At 61.5% G+C, this 18,346-nt stretch carries 20 protein-coding genes; 18 read left to right on the top strand and 2 right to left on the bottom strand.

Translation table 11 applies throughout. The features are described from left to right. The first annotated feature begins 49 nt into the window (after positions 1 to 49). The 3 genes from relB (at position 50) to AC2IR1_RS23170 (ending at position 1,861) form a co-directional block, all read left to right on the top strand. The gene (gene relB / locus AC2IR1_RS23180) at positions 50 to 343 is read left to right on the top strand and encodes a type II toxin-antitoxin system RelB family antitoxin (RefSeq protein WP_486476544.1); all 294 of its coding nucleotides are present in this window, start codon (positions 50 to 52) and stop codon (positions 341 to 343) included. Next, entirely contained in the window at positions 336 to 611 is a 276-nt protein-coding gene (locus AC2IR1_RS23175; RefSeq protein ID WP_486476543.1) for a type II toxin-antitoxin system RelE/ParE family toxin, read from the top strand. The genes relB and AC2IR1_RS23175 overlap by 8 nt, the downstream gene beginning before the upstream one ends. Before the next feature lie 287 nt (positions 612 to 898). Then, the gene (locus AC2IR1_RS23170; protein WP_486476564.1) at positions 899 to 1,861 is read left to right on the top strand and encodes an IS110 family RNA-guided transposase; all 963 of its coding nucleotides are present in this window, start codon (positions 899 to 901) and stop codon (positions 1,859 to 1,861) included. Positions 1,862 to 2,233: 372 nt separating this feature from the next. Here AC2IR1_RS23170 and AC2IR1_RS23165 read toward each other — a convergent pair whose 3' ends face one another. Further along, positions 2,234 to 3,208, bottom strand: a complete 975-nt coding sequence (locus tag AC2IR1_RS23165; protein WP_486476542.1) for a cation diffusion facilitator family transporter — start codon at positions 3,206 to 3,208, stop codon at positions 2,234 to 2,236. A 249-nt stretch (positions 3,209 to 3,457) separates the two neighbouring features. Between AC2IR1_RS23165 and AC2IR1_RS23160 the strand changes: the two genes are divergently transcribed. The 3 genes from AC2IR1_RS23160 (at position 3,458) to AC2IR1_RS23150 (ending at position 7,064) form a co-directional block, all read left to right on the top strand. Beyond that, positions 3,458 to 3,880 (top strand): MerR family transcriptional regulator, encoded by a 423-nt coding sequence (locus AC2IR1_RS23160; protein ID WP_486476541.1) that lies wholly within the window; start codon positions 3,458 to 3,460, stop codon positions 3,878 to 3,880. An 818-nt stretch (positions 3,881 to 4,698) separates the two neighbouring features. Continuing rightward, complete coding sequence (locus AC2IR1_RS23155) at positions 4,699 to 5,148, top strand: DUF3768 domain-containing protein (protein ID WP_486476540.1); 450 nt, start codon at positions 4,699 to 4,701, stop codon at positions 5,146 to 5,148. Between the two features lie 71 nt (positions 5,149 to 5,219). Further along, a complete protein-coding gene (locus tag AC2IR1_RS23150; RefSeq protein ID WP_486476539.1) occupies positions 5,220 to 7,064 on the top strand; it encodes a ParB/RepB/Spo0J family partition protein in 1,845 nt (614 codons plus the stop codon). 182 nt (positions 7,065 to 7,246) lie between these two features. Here AC2IR1_RS23150 and AC2IR1_RS23145 read toward each other — a convergent pair whose 3' ends face one another. Continuing rightward, a complete protein-coding gene (locus AC2IR1_RS23145; protein WP_107978919.1) occupies positions 7,247 to 7,546 on the bottom strand; it encodes a hypothetical protein in 300 nt (99 codons plus the stop codon). Between the two features lie 1,009 nt (positions 7,547 to 8,555). Here AC2IR1_RS23145 and AC2IR1_RS23140 point away from each other — a divergent pair. The 12 genes from AC2IR1_RS23140 (at position 8,556) to AC2IR1_RS23085 (ending at position 18,344) form a co-directional block, all read left to right on the top strand. Beyond that, a complete protein-coding gene (locus AC2IR1_RS23140) occupies positions 8,556 to 8,708 on the top strand; it encodes a hypothetical protein (protein ID WP_486476538.1) in 153 nt (50 codons plus the stop codon). Between the two features lie 432 nt (positions 8,709 to 9,140). Next, positions 9,141 to 10,025, top strand: coding sequence for an ArdC family protein (locus AC2IR1_RS23135; protein ID WP_486476537.1), 885 nt, complete (start codon positions 9,141 to 9,143; stop codon positions 10,023 to 10,025). 234 nt (positions 10,026 to 10,259) lie between these two features. Then, positions 10,260 to 10,448 (top strand): hypothetical protein, encoded by a 189-nt coding sequence (locus AC2IR1_RS23130; RefSeq protein WP_146178904.1) that lies wholly within the window; start codon positions 10,260 to 10,262, stop codon positions 10,446 to 10,448. Next, positions 10,423 to 11,163 carry a ParA family protein gene (locus AC2IR1_RS23125; protein WP_211785583.1) on the top strand — a complete coding sequence of 247 codons (741 nt, stop codon included), beginning with the start codon at positions 10,423 to 10,425 and terminating at the stop codon, positions 11,161 to 11,163. Before AC2IR1_RS23130 ends, AC2IR1_RS23125 begins: the two co-directional genes overlap by 26 nt. A gap of 3 nt (positions 11,164 to 11,166) precedes the next feature. Beyond that, positions 11,167 to 12,207, top strand: coding sequence for a ParB/RepB/Spo0J family partition protein (locus AC2IR1_RS23120; RefSeq protein WP_486476536.1), 1,041 nt, complete (start codon positions 11,167 to 11,169; stop codon positions 12,205 to 12,207). Positions 12,208 to 12,219: 12 nt separating this feature from the next. Then, on the top strand, positions 12,220 to 12,507 hold the full coding sequence (locus AC2IR1_RS23115) for a hypothetical protein (RefSeq protein WP_486476535.1): 288 nt from the start codon (positions 12,220 to 12,222) through the stop codon (positions 12,505 to 12,507). Between the two features lie 243 nt (positions 12,508 to 12,750). Further along, a complete protein-coding gene (locus tag AC2IR1_RS23110) occupies positions 12,751 to 13,305 on the top strand; it encodes a MobC domain-containing protein (RefSeq protein WP_486476534.1) in 555 nt (184 codons plus the stop codon). After that, complete coding sequence (locus AC2IR1_RS23105; protein ID WP_486476533.1) at positions 13,302 to 14,483, top strand: relaxase/mobilization nuclease domain-containing protein; 1,182 nt, start codon at positions 13,302 to 13,304, stop codon at positions 14,481 to 14,483. Before AC2IR1_RS23110 ends, AC2IR1_RS23105 begins: the two co-directional genes overlap by 4 nt. Before the next feature lie 736 nt (positions 14,484 to 15,219). Continuing rightward, on the top strand, positions 15,220 to 15,660 hold the full coding sequence (locus AC2IR1_RS23100) for a c-type cytochrome (protein WP_486476532.1): 441 nt from the start codon (positions 15,220 to 15,222) through the stop codon (positions 15,658 to 15,660). 1 nt (position 15,661) lies between these two features. After that, positions 15,662 to 17,041: a multicopper oxidase family protein gene (locus AC2IR1_RS23095; RefSeq protein WP_486476531.1), complete on the top strand. Its 1,380-nt coding sequence runs from the start codon at positions 15,662 to 15,664 to the stop codon at positions 17,039 to 17,041. Continuing rightward, complete coding sequence (locus tag AC2IR1_RS23090) at positions 17,038 to 17,442, top strand: c-type cytochrome (RefSeq protein WP_486476530.1); 405 nt, start codon at positions 17,038 to 17,040, stop codon at positions 17,440 to 17,442. The genes AC2IR1_RS23095 and AC2IR1_RS23090 overlap by 4 nt, the downstream gene beginning before the upstream one ends. A 77-nt stretch (positions 17,443 to 17,519) precedes the next feature. After that, the gene (locus AC2IR1_RS23085; RefSeq protein WP_486476529.1) at positions 17,520 to 18,344 is read left to right on the top strand and encodes a DUF6692 family protein; all 825 of its coding nucleotides are present in this window, start codon (positions 17,520 to 17,522) and stop codon (positions 18,342 to 18,344) included. The last annotated feature ends 2 nt before the right edge of the window (positions 18,345 to 18,346 follow it).

The raw sequence follows: 18,346 nt of genomic DNA, 5'->3' as shown, positions 1-18,346 counted from the left end.
GTGCGAATCTCAATTGAGATACATATTGAGGTGAGACAAGGAGACCGCCATGCCAGCGCAAACATCCATGATTCACGTCCGTGTTGATGACCATCTGAAAGCTCAGGCGACCGATGCCTTGGCCGGAGTTGGCCTAACCCTCTCCGATGCTGTCCGTATTCTTCTGACTAGGGTGGCTGCCGAGGGCGGGATGCCCGCTGGACTTACTGCGGATCCGGATGCCTATGACGCGTGGTTCAAGTCCAAGGTCCAAGAGGCTTTGGCCGATACACGTCCGACGACGCCTCATGACCAAGTCATGCTCGAAGCGCGCGCCCTCATCGACGGGAAGCGTCGTGCCTGAACTCGAATGGACTGCCTCGGCGGTCGCTGATCTCATGGCGATCGTCGACTATATTTCGGACGATAATCCAGATGCTGCCGCAGCCCTCATGGATGAAATTCATATGAAGGTCGCTCAGTTGCTGTCGCATCCACGGCGCTGTCGTCCGGGACGCGTAGATGGAACGCGTGAGCTAGTCGTCCGTCCGAACTATCTCGTAGTTTATACCGAAAGTCCAATGGGCGTGACGGTCTTGCGTGTGCTTCACGCCGCTCAGTTATGGCCATGAAAACAGTTGGCAGGCTCTCTCTTTGAGCTTTTGTCACTGTCGAATGTCGTGTGAAACTGACTCTTTCAGCCCAGAATATTGAGGCTTTTCAGGTAGGATGCTCCAAGCAATATTGACCTAAACATCACGCACTCCTAACCCAAAGCTGATGGAGTGGATGGCTCCTGCTCCCGGCGTTGCAATGCGCCATACTGCAGATGTCATCGTCTGCTGCGAGAGGAGCCATCCAAATGAAGGTTACAACAGTCGGCCTGGATCTGGCCAAGAATGTCTTTTAGGTTCACGGGATCACCGATGAAGGCCATGTCGTCTTCAACAAGCCGCTGCGCCGGGCTCAGCTGCTTGCCTTTTTCGAGCGCCTGCACCCTTGCCTGATTGGCATGGAAGCCTGTTCTTCAAGCCACTACTGGGCTCGGGAACTGTCCAGGTTCGGGCACGAGGTGCGGCTGATCCCACCGATCTACGTCAAACCCTACGTGAAACGGGGCAAGACGGATGCTGTCGATGCAGAAGCGATCTGCGAAGCCGTCACCCGCCCGACCATGCGCTTCGTTCAGGTCAAATCCGTTGACCAGCAGGCCATGCTGAGCCTGCACCGAACGCGTGAGCTTGTCGTGAGGCAACGGACGCAGCTGGTGAACATGCTCCGCGGACTTCTGGCGGAATTCGGGATCGTCCTGCCGCAAGGTCTGGAAAAGGCGACCGGCTTTGCAAGGGGCGTCCTTGACGGGGCTGCGCCGGACATCCCGGAGATCGGGCAAGACGTCATCCGCGTTCTTTGCCGGCAGCTCCTGTCGACCGACTGTCTTGTGCGTTGGCATGATCTTCGTTTGCAGGTCGTGGCCCGGGCGGACCATCGGATGAAGCTGCTGCAGACCATTCCAGGCGTCGGACCGGTCACGGCCTCGGCGATCGTCGCGACCACCGGCAGCGGCCGTCAGGTCCGCAACGGACGTGAGTTTGCTGCATGGCTGGGGCTGACACCAAGAAACAATTCCAGCGGCGGCAAGGAACGGCTGGGCAGGATCACGAAGATGGGGGATCAGTACCTCCGAAAGCTCCTCGTGGTTGGTATGACCTCCCGCGCTATCCAGGTGAAGGTCCGACCGGACAAGGGGGACCCGTGGCTGAGACAACTACTGGAGAGAAAGCCCTTCCGACTGGCAACCATCGCTATGGCCAACAAGACGGCCAGGATCATCTGGGCCGTCCTGACACGGGAGGAGGCGTGGACGCCAAGACACGCCTGATGCGGCAAGCCCCGCATAGAGGATAGCAAGACCGAAGAGATGATGGAGACACCCACAGCCGCGAAACCGGGAGACCCCGCCGAAAGTCCGGGGCATCATCGCCCGCAAAGCTGACAGGGACCCGGTACGCGGAAGCTATCAGGGCCAGCGGTGGAAACGCCGCGCAAACAGGCCGGACACACGACCGCTTCTGAATGGGTGAATTGAAGTCATTTCCCGCTTGCTATGCAGGAGCCATCCACACAAGTCTTTCTGGTTTTGATTGTGAATGACGGCAGTGCGGACAAACCGGGCTTTCGCTACGCTACGCGCCAACGTCTGGTTTGTTGGGAGGTATCCATAACCCGGTCCTGCATGGGGACGGATGGCACTTCATCCTTCCTGTGCTACGTCTGCCGTCACCTCGACGGTCACATGCTCCATCCCGGTCGTCTCGCGCACTCGGCCTTTCACAGCGCGGCGCACGTCTTCCGCCACCGCGCCGTGCGCCAGCTCGACCTCCAAGGTGGCCATGGGACGCTCCTGCGTGATCGACCAGGCATGGACGTGGTGGGCGCGGGCCACACCGGGCAGCGTCGCCTCCAGGTCGGCTGCGACAGCGCGGGGATCGAAACCGGCGGGCACGCCTTCGAGCAGGATGTGACCGCTCTCGCGCACGACGGTCCAGGCCGAACGCAGAATGAGAATTGCAACCAACACTGACAGGATCGGGTCGATCGGGGTCCAGCCTGTCCAGATGATGATCAGCGAGGCCGCGATCGCCGCGACGGAACCCAGCAAGTCGCCCATCACGTGAAGCGCGGCGGCGCGGACGTTAAGATTGTCGCCCTCCGCGCGGCTGAGCACCCAGAAGGCCAAGACGTTCACCACGAGCCCCCCCACGGCGACCCAGAGCATCAGTCCGCCCAGCACCTCATGCGGATCGCGCAAGCGCTGGATGGCCTCGAAGACAATCCATGCCGCGATTGCGAACAGCGTCAATCCATTCACGAAGGCGGCCAGCACCGAGAAACGGTCGAAGCCGTACGTCCGTTTCCAGTCTGCCGGTCGGCGCGCCAGTCGGAAGGCGAACCAGGCTAAAAGCAACGAGGCGAAGTCGGTCAGCATGTGGCCCGCATCGGCCAGGAGCGCGAGAGATCCGGAGATGAGACCTCCGAAGACCTCAGCCCCCATAAATCCTCCCGTCAGGACAGCAGCAATGAGGATGGCGCGCTCTTTGGACTGGCGCGCCTCGGGCGTGTCGCTGGCCGAGAAGGTCGGGCCGTGCGAATGGCCCGCGTGGCCATGTGAGTGGCTTTGACCATGCCCGTGCGCATGATCGTGCCCGTGACTGTGATCGTGTCTCATCACCGCTCCTCCGCCCAAAGACCTTTATCAGCAGGGCGCGTGGCGCGCTGGCCGCCGGGAACGGGGAACCCGCACTGACGATGGATGTCTGAAACTCGGGCGTTTATTCCGTGGCGGATCGTGGGGGCATCGAAGTCCGGCAGCTCGGGGCTGCGGAGGTGTTGGTCGGTCATGGCAGTACTCTTGATTCGTTTTGCTCCCATTGGTAGATACAATCTACAGGCACTGTAGCTTCAAGGGATAATCGCGATGCAGGGCCATTCCATCGGTGAGCTGTCCAAGCGGACAGGCGTTAAGGTGACGACGATCCGCTACTATGAGGGGCGGGGTCTTTTGCCCGATCCCGGCCGCACGGGTGGGGGGCAACGCCGCTACGGCGATGCCGAGTTGGACCGGCTGACCTTTATCGCCCACGCCCGGCAGTTGGGCTTTGACCTCGACGCTATTGCCGAACTGATCGCGTTGCAGGAGGAACCTCATGCTGCCCATAGCAACGCACACCGCATCGCGAAGGATCGGATTATGCAGGTCCGTGATCGGATCGAGCGGTTGCGGCGGCTGGAGTCTGAATTGGTACGCGTCATGAGGGCCTGCGACGGTCAGTCCGATGGGCAACCCTGCCGGGTCCTGCACGCTTTGGCCGACCATGAGGCTTGTGAGAGCGAGCACTGAAACGATGCTGATGGATGCAGTCCGCAGATACGACTGCGTGGAACACTTCAGGCGTCTCGGTAGGGTACGAAACGGCAATTAGTGTATCTTCAGGTTTAAGTGGAAGGCCCTGCTGCGGCAATGGTACTTCTGCCGAAGCAGCCATTTGGACGCGCCGCAGCATCCGTTAGTTTGGGCTCAAACCAGAATTTCGCCGCGTAAGGTACAAACGTCTGCTCTAGCCCCTGCCCCGCCTGTAAGGCGTGGCACCGCGCTCTAGGCTTGCGCCCGGAACATCACGCCCCACTCTCCCTGTCCGAATAGCCCGCGCCCAGTCTCTCCGAGCCAGTGCGCGGGCTTTCGGTCATGGTCGCTTTGGGACGCAATGATCCGCCCTTCGGGTAACGATCGCTGGGGCGACGAAGCACTCTTGGACAATCATTTGGACGCTGCTGTGAAAGAAAAGCCAGTTTAGTCTGACATTCGACAGTCACTGCAGAAAGTAGATTGCGGGGGTTCGGGTAAGCCGAACGCCCGAGACATGCAGGGCCGCGCTTGAGCGCGCCCGTGCAGGGAACCGCCGGTTCCCCCACGCAAGGCCGCTCGCTTAACGGATCGAAGGGGTTTCCCCAACCACGGTCTCGGGCCGTGCCCGAGCTGCGTGGCCGGGTGATCCCCCTCCCCTTCGATCCTACGAGCAACCTTGCGTGGGCCCCCCTCCTGCCCTCGCCGGGAGGCAGGCTTTCAGGAGAGGGCCGCTTGCAGCGGTCCTCGCCAGAAACCCTGCCCCAATTTTCGGCACCAAGACCGGAAGGGCGTCACCACAAAGGAGGGCCATAATGGCTTATTACCAATGCACCGCCTGCCGCGATGTCGAGGAAATCGACGATGCGATCCCCGACAGTTGCCCCGCTTGCGGCGCGACGAGCGTCATCGACCTTGAGGTTCAAGCGCCGCAGATCGCCAAGGCGAATGACGCGTTTCGCGCGGCGATGATTTCCGGCGGCCATCCCGTCTATCAAGGCCGTGTGGTCTGCACCCAAGGAGTCGCCGCCAAGGGGCCGGAGTTCGTCACCCTTGCACAGCTTGCCGTTGCGGGTTTTTCGGACTTCACCGAGGACACCGACCCCCACGGCGATCATTCGATGGCCTCGGTCACGATCTGCGGCGAAGTCGTCTGGTTCAAGATCGACCTTTACGACGAGAGCCTGTGCTACGGCTCAGATGATCCGCTGGACGACGCCAACACCCGCCGCGTCCTGACCCTGCTTTTCCCGAGCGAATACTGAGGCCAACAGCGGAGCGCTTTGTGCGCTCCGCTCCGGCTCCTTGTCCCCCAAATCCTTCAAGGAATGTCCCAATGACCAAACAGAGCATCATCACCGCCGACGAGGCCCGTTTCCCGCTGTCCGAGCTGTCGCTTTCTCCGATGAACCCGCGCCAGAACGTACCCGCTGCCGAGGTCGAGGAACTGGCCGAAAGCATCTGGACCGCTGGCCTGATCCAGAACCTTGCCGGGATCATGGACGGTAATGGCGGGGTCGAAATCGTCGCTGGTGGCCGTCGTCTGAGGGCGCTGCAACTGTTGGCCGAGCGCCACGCCGATCTGGCCCAGGTGCGCCCCGAACTGGCAAATCCGCCGGTTCGCCTCGCGCGCGATCACAGCACCGCGCAGGCGTGGGCCGTGGCCGAGAACTCTGCCCGCCGCGACCTTCACCCCGCCGATGAAATCCGGGCCTATGGCAAGATGGAGCGAAATGGCGCCACCCCGGCGGCGATTGCCCGCGCCTTCGCCGTGACTGAAAAAAGCGTCTACCGCCGTCTCGCGCTGGCCGGTCTTCCGGAAGCCGTGATCGACGCGCTGGCCGCGAATGAAATTAACCTTAGTGCCGCCGCCTGTTTCACGATCAGCACCGACGAGGCGCGGAGCCTTGAGGTTCTGGAACAGTGCCGGGGCAACACCCTGTCCGACTATCAGATCAAGAAGGCGTTGAAGCCTGACGCAGTGAAGGACACCGACCGACGCGCGAAATTCGTGGGCATCGAGGCATATCAGGCCGCTGGTGGCCGTGTCAGCGGCGACCTTTTCGCGGAAGAAACCTTGCTGGATGATGCCGACATTCTCGATGCGGTTTTCGTGGATCGGTTGGCTGAAGTCGCGGAAAGCCACAAGCGCGATGGCTGGAAGTGGGGCGAAGTGAGCCACGCCGATTATCTTGGCTACTGGTTTCTGCAAGAGAACGGTTTCGAGCGCATCCACAGGGAGGCGGGCGTGCTTTCCCCCGTGCAGTCCGAGCGGTTCGATGAACTGACGGAACAGGCCGAGGCCGACGCGCTGGACGAGGCAGGACAGGAAGAGTTTGCCGCCCTCAATGCGATCACGGAAGGCGACTACACCGAGATGCAGCGCGCGCATTCCGGCGTCATCATATATGTAGACTCGCAGGGCGAGGTGCAGAGCTATGAGGGCCTGATCCGCAAGGCTGATAAGGCCGAGGCGATTGCGGCGGGCGTTCTGGCGAAGTCGCAGCACATCCCCGATAATGCGCCCAAGAGCCCCATTTCCCAGAAACTCCGCGATGATCTGGGTCGCGTCTCGCGCGGTGCCCGTCAACATGCTGCCTTGCGTGACCCTGACCTACTGATCGACCTGCTGGCCTACCAGTTGAGCCACAATCTCTATTGGTCCAAGCCGTTCGGCCTGTCCGTCGAGGACGTGCCGAACTGGCCGACGACCGAGGCCGATGGCTATGCGCTGGATGGCCGCCTGACCGAGAACCCGCCGCGCGATATGTATGGCAAAGATCTTGGTAAGAGCTTCCGAGCGTTCCGCCAGAAAGGGGCGGATCACATTCGCGGCGAACTGGTGCGATTCCTTGCCGCGCAGCTTCGGGGCGGTGATGAGAAGCTGATGGCGCTGATTGAGAAGGAGACACAGCCGAACACCCGCGAAATCTGGACCCCGACCGCCGCTAACTTCTTTGGCCGCGTAGGAGGCCCTTATATGTCGGACCTCTGGCGCGATCTTCTCGACATGCCTGCGGATCATCCGACCGCTACCAGCTTCGACAAGCTGAAAAAGGGCGAGAAGGCCGCGAAGCTTGAAGCCCTGTTCCGTGGTGATCACGACCTGCTCAATGCTCTCGGTGTCACTGGCGAGCAGGCCGACAAGATCGCGGTATGGCTGCCTGAAAGTATGGAGTGAAAAGAGTTCTTTGTGGTGAAGGACGACCTGGCCCCGCTTCGGCGGGGTCTTTTTGTGGCCGGGCCTTCTGGTGTCCTGCCACGTCAGGGCACGAGGCCCTGCCCTGGAAGGACTGGCGCTATCCGCGCGGGAGCCGCTGGCGCGGCGGAATGGCCCCAGGAAGGGCCATTCCAATCCGTGAGCTAATGGCTCGCGGGCATCGGAACGATCAGAACATCCTCATCCGGGCACATCTGGCGGTGATACTGGATCATGGCATCTGCCGAGCGGAAGTGCTTGTGCTCGCCTGATGTCGTCGTGAACACCGGCTCTTCCGTCTTGTCGGGGAAGACGCCCATAACCACCCAGACGAGCTTGCCGTTCGCCGGGTCCTTATGGGGTTCGTAGCGCAGGCGGCCACCGCGTTTGATGAACTGGCGCACCCTGCTGCCGAGCAAAAGGGCGCGCTTCGGTTGTCGGACAGCCTCGCTTGTTTGGGCCATTTGTACCTCCTTCTTGGTCCGTCTGTGTCGCGCCACAGGATCAGAGACCGGCGGCACAACAGGTCGTGTCGGCTCGCCGCTTGAGAGAAGCGGTTGGCTGAGAACGGGGTGCCTGCTCCCGGTCGGGAGCCCATGACGTCAATTTCCTGAGCCTCTTCAGAGCCTTCAAGGAAACGGTCGTCGCGGTCATTCACCCACCAAGAACCAAGCCCGTAATTGCTACTTTGAAACAGTCTGTGGTTGAACCTTGCTGTTCGAACCTTGCGCGGAAAGACGCCAATCCGCGTCATGGCAACATCTTGAAAGAAGATACGTTTTTGAATGTGCCGCGACCTTTTCGGGGCGTGGCGGTTCTCCTTCTGCGCGCAATTTTCGATCTTGCGGCAAATTCCAAATGTGGTCCCGGACCACATTTCCCGCCGGGTAGTGCTGTGGCGGCGGTTGGGGCTGAGCGGTTTTCCAGCCTGGAATGTAGCGACCTTGGGAGCGGAGTTTCAGGCCGGAGCAGGCCCCGAACGAGACGTCAAGTATCGAGAGAGGGGCCTGTGGGAAACCGCGGCGGGACGTTTGAGCAGGGCGAATCCCGCGCATGCGCGGGACCGCGTGCCGAGGTTCCGACCGGCAGGGCCGGTCTCCACCCCGAGCCGGACGCCCCTGCCCTCCCTTCGTCCTGAAGCGCTGCGGTTTGTCTCTCCGAGTCAATCCTCAGCGCGGCCGAATGGTCGTTCAGGCGCATCCGTCTCGGCCAAAGGTCTGGCCCGCATTTCGCAGTCGCTTCGAGGTGAGGTAGCGCAGGAATGGGCGCGGCGTCGGGCATCCGTCAGTGTGCTGAAGCGCCTTCGCGGTGTGGCGATTTATTGGGGAGAGCGTGCGCCGGCCTCGTCCTGGTGCAAGGGCAAGCCCTTCTCCACTGCGCTGCGCTTCGTTGCGACCGCAGGCGGTGCACCTGTCCGATCTGGGCCGTCGCGGTGATCTCCCGAAATCGTCCAACACCGAAAGGAGCTCCACAATGAACAAGATCATCGCCCGTCTGCGCTCAATCCTGCGAAGCCTCACCACAAAAGCGAACCTCAAGATCTCCATTGCGCTCAGCGTCCCCGGCTTCCTGAAGGTCGAGGTTAGCTATGCGCGCAACCTCGATCGGCCGCCCGAGGAGGGCTGACGGTCCCGGGGGCGCGCCTTAAGCCCCTGCCCTTTTCCTAGAAATCAGAAGAGACCCACGCAGCTTGCGCGGGTCACATCCAATCAGAGGTCAGGCCAGGGGATCGACGGGCTACGCCCGCTCACCCCCGCCCTGGCTTTTTTCTCTTTCTTGGTCCGCCCAACAGACCTGACCCGGAAAGTCAAAAGACAAGCGCCGCGCAGGCGCGTCGTCTCCAACGAGGCCGTGTCCTCGGCCTGCGGCCTGCGGGCCGCACCAACCTCGTCTCCGATCCTTTGACTGTCCGGTTCAGGCCCGTGGGTCGGGCTTCGCCCTCCCCCACTCTGTTCCGCCGAAAACATGCGTTTTCGGTCGGATCAGGTGGCCGAGGCGCAGCCCATCGGCGGAAGGACGGCACCCAGCCTCCCCGTCTCACCTTGAAGGAGGCCACAAATGGCAAAATCGGATTTCGACATCTACCAGCACGTCACCAACCAAATCATTGAGGCGATGGAGGCGGGCGTTTCGCCGTGGCGCAAGCCTTGGTCCGGCGGGGAGCAAGGCGTCTCGTTCCCGCTGCGGTCGAATGGCGAACCGTATCGCGGGATCAATGTTCTGATGCTGTGGCTTGCAGCCCATGCCAACGGGTTCGGCTCGGCGCATTGGTTCACCTTCAAGCAGGCGAAGGAGTTGGGCGCGCATGTGCGCAAAGGCCAAAAGTCATCGACGGTGGTGAAATACGGGACCGTCGAGCGGGAGAATGACGATGGCGAGGCGGTCGCGATCCCCTATGCCCGCGCCTATCGTGTTTTCAACGCCGACCAGATCGAGGGCTTGCCGGAGGAGTTCTATCGCCGCCCCGAGGTGCAGGAGGATCTTGGCACCCAGTCGATGCCGGAGGTCGATGCGTTCTTCCAAGCCGTCGGTGCCCGCGTCACACATGGTGGTGCAAGGGCGTGCTATGTCCCTGCGGAGGATCGTATCCAGATGCCGCCCGTATCCGCCTTCATTTCCGCGCAGCACTACACGGCGACGCTTTGCCATGAGGTCACGCATTGGACCGGCCATCGGTCGCGGCTGGACCGCTTCAAGATGGGAAGCACGAAGGCAGATTATGCCCGCGAGGAGCTGATTGCAGAAATCGGCAGCTGCTTCCTTGGGGCGCGCATTGGCGTAGAGCCGACCATCGACGAGGCCGCATCCTATCTCGATAGCTGGCTCGGGGTGTTGAAAGATGACAAGCGCGCGATCTTCAAGGCCGCAAGCGCCGCGCAGAAGGCCGCAGATTTCGTTCTGGAGGCCGCAGCTGCTGGCGGCGCAAGCGAGATCGCCGCCTGAGCACATCGGCAACACCTTGAAAGGGGCTCGCAGATGCGGGCCTCTTTCTGTTTGAAGAATGTACTTATGTATGGCTGTATGTATGTCATTACAGGCACGCAGCCTGGGCCAAGAAAATTTGCCGCGCCGAGACATGCGTCTCGCCGCGGCCGCAAGTGGCCGAGGTTAGTCGCCCGAGATCAGGGCGCCGCGCTTATGTCAGCCGGAAATCCGGTGCATCTTGCGGAGAGGTATATGAGCAACCCAACACGCATGTTTTCCATGAATATGCCGGTCGACGTGCATCGCGCGCTCAAGCGCGAGGCCTTCGAGCGAGAAACAACAATGGGCGAAATCGTCCTCGATGCGCTCAAGCAATGGGGCATCGCTCAACAGACCAACGAGGAAGGAGCAGGCCGTGAAGACGATCGTAATCGCGAATAACAAGGGCGGTGTCGGCAAGACGACCGTTGCGACCCAGATCGCCTTCTATCTCGGTCGCGCAGGCTATTCCGTCATCGCTGTTGACCTCGATGGGCAGCGCAACCTGACCAGCGCCTTGAATGGAAAGCGGGTGGTCGGGAACGCGTTGCAGATGATCGAAAGCGGTGAGGCCCCGAGCTTCTCTGTCGATCCTGGTGAAGTTGTCCTGATCGAAGGGGACCGGGATGTTCCTGTCAGCTCCGATGATGCGGTTCTGCAAAGCACCGTGGCGGCGCTTGACGGGCTTGAGGGCGCGGATTTCTGCGTCATCGATACGCCGCCGACATTCTCGGCGCTGGTCTACGGGGCGCTTCTGACGGCGGACTTCATGCTGTCGCCCATCGAGTTGAAGCGCTTCTCGCTGGACGGGGTCGAGGGCGTGCTGAAAGCCTTCGTGCAGGTTCAGGAGATCAACGAAGGCATCCAGTTCCTTGGCCTCCTGCCGTCCCGCTTTGATGCCGTGAAGCAGAACGAGCGCGAAACCCTGCAAGCGGTCGCCGAGTCCTACTCCAACCTTCTGGTGCCTCATGCGATCCGCAACCGCGTCGGCTACGAGACGGCAGAGGCGGAAGGCATCCCGGTTTTCGAGGTGCCGACTGCCAGCGGCAAGGACGCAGCCGTCGAGTTCGGCGAGTTCTTCGACTGGTTCATCGAGACCGTCGAGAAGGAGGATTAAGCCATGACCGAGAAGAAGTTTGGCAGCACGATGCAGACGCTGGATCGCCTCAAGAAGAGCGGCGATCTGTCGGCCCTGACGCGGAAGAACAAACCTGCGCAGGCCGGGCAGCGTGAAATCCCGCTCGATGACATCATGCCGGACCCCGAACAGCCCCGTCGCCACTTCGACCAGGATCAGCTGGCGTCTCTGGCGGAGAGCATTCGGACCCAGGGGGTACTTCAAGCGATCACGGTGCAGCCTGCCGATGATGCCGGAAAGCACATGCTGATCATGGGCGAGCGGCGTTTCCAGGCCGCAAAGCTGGCGGGTCTTGCCAAGATCCCCGCAGTCGTTCGCGAGATGACCGATGCGCTCCGGATGGCGCAGTTGACCGAGAATGTGCAGCGGGCCGATCTGACGACCTTGGAGGTGGCCGAGGCCGTTGCTGCAATGCGGGCCGCAGGGCAGTCGCGCAGCGCGATCGCCGAGGCGCTTGGCTGGAATGAAGGGGAGGTGTCCCGTTTCGCGGCTCTGGCCAAGATGCCGGATGAGTTGCGCGAAGCCGCCGCGCAGAACGCACCTATCCGCGCTCTGTCGGATTTGAACGCGCTCTGGAAGAAGGACGAGGCCGCCGTTCGGCAGTTTCTCAGCGAGAACGAGGCGGGGGATATTTCCCGTGTGACGGTCGAGCGTCTGCGCGGGGAAATCGACGGGAAAGGAGCAGCGCCCGAAGTGGGGATTCCGGTGCAACCCGCACCCGAGGCCCTGCAAGCTGAGGGTGCGAAGGACGCTCCCGATGCAAACGTTGGGACTGCGGATGTGGCAGGGCAGGGGGGCGAGCCGGGTGAAGCGCCTACGGTCGCTTCTCCGCAATCGCCACGGCCTCGTGTTGCAACGGCATCTCCGGCTCTTCTGGTCCGTCATGGCGGGCAGCTTGGCCGGGCCTTGCTTGATCAGCCTGCCTCGAACAGCAAGTCTGTTCTCATTCGCTTCGAGGTGGATGACCGGGTGGCAGAAGTGCTATTGGCCGAGGTCGAGCTGGTGGAGCTGCTGCGGGACTGAGGAGGACGAGAGATGGTGAAGATCGCGCTCTGGAATGCAATGCTGCTGATCCGCACGCCGGTTCAGGCAATGCTCACGGTGCTGATGGTGCTGCATTTGGTTGCCGCTGTGGCCGGAGCCGTCATGATCTTCACCGGCTACGGCGTTGAAGCGGTCGATCAGATCCCGTTCGTCTATCGGCTCATTGCTCCGGTTCTGATGGCTGGTGTCTTTGTCATCTTGAGCGCTTTGTCCTTCTATCTCGATAGCCTTGTCTTCCGCGTCACGCCGCGCAATCGGCTGCTTTTCCTTTGGGGCTAGCCCTCAAAAAACAGACTTGAAAAGTTGGAGCGCACCGCCTTCGGACGGTGCGTTTTTCTTTGTCTGCCGCGTCGGGCCTAGCTCTCCGATGTGGTCCGGGACCACATTTTGAGCGCGTGGTCCCGGTTCTGCCGACCAAACGGTGAGTGCGAAAAACGTGGTCCCGGACCACGTTTTGGGTTGGGATTTAGACTAATGCAGGATAGGCTAATCGCCAGCAAGTAGCCCACTTTTGAGTTGAAAATGCCCACACAGAAGAAAGCCGCCAAGACGTACCTGCCTCCGGAGCGCCATGCCCAGCTTGAGGCTTTGGCCGCTTCGGAAGGGCAGACTGTGTCGGTCCTTTTAGGGCGTTTGATTGATCTGGCGCTGGATGGAGAAAAGGCCCCGGTCCAGCCCCGTCGTCCGCTTTCCCGTGCCCGGCGTGAGGGCAAAGTAACGGTTCGACTGGCCGCTGACGTGCGGCAGGATCTGGAGGAAGAGGCGCGCTCCCAAGGTGTCACGGCATCGACCTGGGCAGCCGTTCTACTGTCGGCCCGGATGCGAAGCGCACCGCAGATGGTGTCGGGCGAGAGGCGGGGAGTTCGTGCCGCCTATCGCCAGCTTCGCGGTCTGGCCGTCAACGCCAACCAGATTGCCTACGCGCTGAACCGAGGTGTCCTGACGGGTGCAGGGGCTGATCTTACAAAGGCTGAAGTTGAGGGCTTGCGCCAGGACATCGCGAAATTGCGCATGGCACTGAGCGTGTACGCAGAAGGCCGCTTCCAGTTCCAGTCCGCAGAAGGTGAGCAGCCATGAGCGATTTCAAGTCGGAGCTGGGGTTTCAGGACTGCTGGTCGTCAGCGGCCAACAAGGAACTGAACAAACCGGCAGGCGGATCAGTCGGTGGCGGCACCCGCAAGCCTAAGGCTGGCGCTGATCGGCCGGAGCGCTCCTCTGTCCAGGCACAGACCATCTCGGCGGCAGACAAGGCGCGGCTGGCCCGTGTTGTCAAAGGCGCGCCGGAAGTCATGGTGAAGGTGTCCAAGCCTGCCAAGAACGATAAGTCCGGTAATCCGATCAAAGTCAGCCGAGCATCGGAAGCGGTCAGGGCCTCAGAGCATCTCGCCTATATCAGCCGGAATGGAAAGATCGAGGTCGAGAACGACCGGGGCGAGACCTTTTCCGGACGGCAGCAGGTCGGTGTGATCTATCGCGAATGGATGGAGAAGCACGACGAGGACCGCCGCGAAGGCTCCGCGACTGACCGGACCAGGATCACGACAAGCATCGTGTTTTCGATGCCCGGCACGGCAAATGCGGAAGCGGTGAAAGACGCGGTCAGGGCACTGGCAAGGAAGGAGTTTCAAGGGCGGCATGATTACGCGATGGCCCTGCACACGGATACGCATCACCCCCATGTTCACCTGACGCTGCGCACCGTTGGAGAAGACGGTCAAAAGCTGAACTTGCGGAAAGCTGATCTACAACGCCTGCGGGACACGTTTGCCGAGAAGCTGCGGACACGCGGGATCGAAGCGGAATCCACCCCTCGTCATGCCCGAGGCGTGACGCGCCGGGGAGAGGTGACGCCGGTCTACAAGATCAGGCAACGGGGCGGTAAGCCTTTGGTCGATGCCCGGAAGATGCGCCAAGTCCGGCGTGATCTCGACGATAATGGCGGGCGTCTGCCGCAGAAGGCGTGGGATGATGCGTTGATCGCGCGGCGCAACAGGGTGATGGCGACCTATGACCAAGCCGCGATGATCTTGGCTGGCTCAGCAGACCCGAGGGACCGTGACCTGGCGCGGGAAACCAAACGGTTCGCAGCGCGACTAACCGAGACGACCACGCAACGTGCCGAAATGGCCCGGTCTCTGGCGGGGCAGGGGGGCACGCGTTCCGTGCTGCGTGGACGCGGACACGCAGTCGATGGTCCAGAGCGTCAGCAGGATCTATCGAAGGGGAGCCCAGACAAGGGTGGACGTCAACGATAGAGGCAGTTTCTGTGTGGGGGGGGGCGAAAGCCCTTCCACGGGCTCGCAAGTTCTAAACCTGCCGTTCGGGCAATCTACGGCGAATAGCGTATCAGAGCCCGAACTGACCATGATCTGCTGCGGCTTCGCTGCGGGTACATTCGCCCGTTCCCAGCTCTCGGCGGCTTTACTTGCCTACGCTACATGGCACCGAATTCCGACACTAAGGTGGGATTGTGGCTATCGGCTACTCAAGCGATTAAGGCTGAAAGCACCAGAATTGGCGCAGTTTTGGGATTGACCATGCCGCCGTCCGAACTCATTTTCGATGCTGCAACCGAGGGTCTTAATGCGCCTGATCGCCGTTATCGTTCTGACCAGCCTCATGATGCTGGCTGCCTTTCCGCAAATGTCTGCGGCAGGGTCTGCGATGCATGACTGTGCTGCCTGCCCAGAAACGACGATCCATATAGATCAGCAGAACCCGGCGAACCAGCTTCAAGCTGACGTGTCTTGCGCAGACATGGCGATCTGCGCATCCTATGCCCTTCTCGATACCAGTCAGCCTTTCCGTGACACTGATTTGCCACGCCTCCGTCATGCGTGGCCGGAGCCACGAAGTGGCACGACGATCAGTCTGTCTCTAGACCTCCCACCTCCCCGCGCCTGAGCCAGCTCCAGTTGAACCTGGGTCGATTTCGATCGACCCATCATCAGAGCGCGCGGCCCGCAAAGCCGTGCAGGCCAGGATACTATCATGAATAAACTCACCCTCGCCGGGGCCGCGCTTATTGTCGTGGCGCTTGGTGCTTATGCAGTCACTCGCTCCTCCGAGCAAACCGCCCCCGTTCAGGAAATCACGGCGCCAGCGGAGGGCGCGGCCATGGTGGCCGTCACTCTTCCCGATACGTTGTCGCCCGAGGGGACGATGGGGAAGTGGGCTTTCGATGCGGTCTGCGCTGATTGCCATGGTGACAATGCCGCCGGGAAAATGGGGATCGCCCCGCCGCTGATCCACAAGATCTACGAGCCGTCGCATCATGGCGACATGGCCTTCCAGATGGCGGCTGCGAATGGCGTACGCGCACACCATTGGAAATTCGGCGACATGCCGCCGCAGCCCGGGGTGACCCGCGCGGATGTGACGTCGATCATCGCCTACATCCGCGAATTACAGCGCGCCAATGGGATCAACTAACATGAAGATGACACGACGCGCCTTCTGCGCAAGTCTCGCTGCTGTGCCACTGGCGCGCCCTACACAGGCTCAGGATATGGCGCTCCTGACAGCTAGGGCAGCCACAGTGCAGCTTGCCCCGGATGGCTATCCGGCGACGCCGGTCTGGAGCTACAACGGGACGATCCCTGGCCCGGTCATCCGCGCCGCTCAGGGCAGCCGGTTGCAGCGACGGCTGGTGAACACGCTGGAGGTTCCGACCTCGGTTCACTGGCATGGCATCCGGATCGACAACGCCATGGATGGTGTCGCGGGGCTGACGCAGGATGCGGTGCCGCCCGGTGAGAGCTTCGACTACGCCTTCGATCTGCCCGATGCGGGAACCTATTGGTATCACGCCCACACCAATTCGATGGAACAGGTCGCGCGGGGTCTTTCCGGAGCCCTGATCATCGAAGAGGCCACACCGCCTGATGTGGACCGGGACGAGGTCCTGATGATCGACGATTGGCTGCTGGACCCCGATACCGGCCTGTTTGTCGATGATTTCGCGGCGCCGATGACGCGCAGCCACGGAGGCCAGATCGGCAACCTCGTTGGCGTGAACGGGCGCTACGATTTCAGCCTGTCGGCCCGGCAAAACGAGCGGCTGCGGCTGCGGCTGATCAACTCGGCCAATGCCCAGATCTTCGGTCTGAAGCTGGAAGGGCTGACCGGCTGGACGGTGGCTCTCGACGGCATGCCTCTCGACACGACGGAACCGGTGACGGATACGCTTGTGCTTGCACCGGCACAGCGCATGGATCTGATCGTCGATGTCACCGCCGAGGAAAGGGAAACCGCAGGACTTCTCTTTGCCGCAGCGGATGATACTTGGCGCGTACTGGCTGAAGTTTCTGTCGAAGGGCGTGCCGCCTCAGTTCCGCGCGGTGCGCCTCAGCCCTTGCCACGCAATCCGCGCATGGAGGTTGTGGGCGCGGGCGCCGCGCCTGTCCTTGAGATGCCGCTGCAGGGCGGTGCGATGCGCGGCCTGGAAAGCGCAGCCTTCAACGGGCAGAAACTGACCTGGCAGGAGTTGGTGCAACAAGGACAGTTCTGGGCGCTGGCCGGACAGGCCGGGCTAGGAGAGGCGCCGTTTGCCACGCTTTCGCGCGGCGAGACGGCCCGCATCCGCATGACCAATGACACGATTTTCCCGCACGCGATGCACCTGCACGGGATGCATTTCAGAGAGCGCAAGGCAGACGGAAGCCTTGGTCCGCTGCGTGATACGGTTCTGGTCATGCCCAACGAGACGACGGAGATCGCCTTCGTTGCGGACAATCCCGGAAAGTGGCTGCTGCATTGCCATATGCTGGGCCACGCAGCTTCGGGAATGACGAATTGGATCATGGTCGCATGAAGGGCCTGATCGCACTTGCAGCAACTCTTGCAAGCTGGGCGCAGGCCGCTGCGGCAGAGGAAGGCATGGATGGCGCAGCTCTGTATCAGCAGAACTGCGCATCCTGTCATGGGGCGGAGCTTCAGGGGCAGCCGGACTGGCGCAGCCCCGGTCCCGACGGCCGCCTGCCTGCGCCACCCCATGATGCAACGGGCCACACCTGGCATCATGGCGACGACATCCTGTTCCGCATCACGCGGGACGGGACTGCCGCGGTGGTCGGCGGGGGATATGAAAGTGACATGCCCGGCTTTAGTGACGCGCTGACCGAGGCGGAAATTCGAGCGATCCTCGACTACATCAAATCCACCTGGCCCGAGCGCGAACGCGCCTATCAACGTGAAAGAACTCAGCAGGAATAGGCCGAGAAAAGTCAACTTTTAGGGAACATCCACCCACTGGAAGGTTGTTATTCCCCTAAACGCACTCGGAGGTGACGATGGCCTATTCCCGCTTTTTCCTGATGATTGCCGTGTCTACGGTCCTGATGTTCGGGTTGATGTACCTGAACACTTATCTGATCAGCCATATCTTCTGGTCAGAAACACGCGCCTATATGGCAATCGTCATGGGGGCGGTCATGGCCTTTGTCATGCTGGCCTTCATGCTCGGCATGTACAAGAACCGCACGCTCAATATCGCGATATTCGCGGGCTCCATCATCGTTTTCGCAGGGGCGCTTTGGCTGGTGCGCAGTCAGGTGACGGTGCAGGACCGGGCTTACATGCGGGCGATGATCCCGCACCATTCAATTGCCATCATGACGTCGTCGCGCGCGGAAATCACCGATCCTAGGGTACGCACTTTGGCCGATGACATCATCTACGCCCAAGATAAGGAGATCGCGGAGATGCGCTATCTGATCGCGGACATTTCGGCGAATGGAGAGGCGACCCCCGCCGGGGATGCACCGGTAGCCGAACTGAAGCCCGCTCAGGACGCCCTGTCCAGCGAGGTCGTTTCCAAGGTCGATCCGGAGTTCCTGACTCAGGCAGATATCGCCCAGGTCTTCCCGGATGGGGCCGCGTGCAGCTTCACCTACACTGAAACGAGCCCGCCCGTGTTCGTGTCTGGAAACGGCACTGCCCTAGTCAAGATCAGCGGGGATCTTGTCCGCCTCGATGGCGCGGGAGGAAGCTTCAAGGCTGACCCGATCACGATCGAGGTGCGCGACACGGAAGATGATGGCCTTCAGGACTTCGTCATCAGCGCGGGCCCTGACTACGAGGCCGGTTTCCGCGGTCAGCACGCCTGCACGAGTTGAGG

The sequence above is a fragment of the Pseudooceanicola sp. NS-SX8 genome (assembly GCF_057380755.1).
The sequence above is the reverse complement of the archived record's forward strand: the minus strand, read 5'-3'. Positions and strand labels throughout refer to the sequence as shown.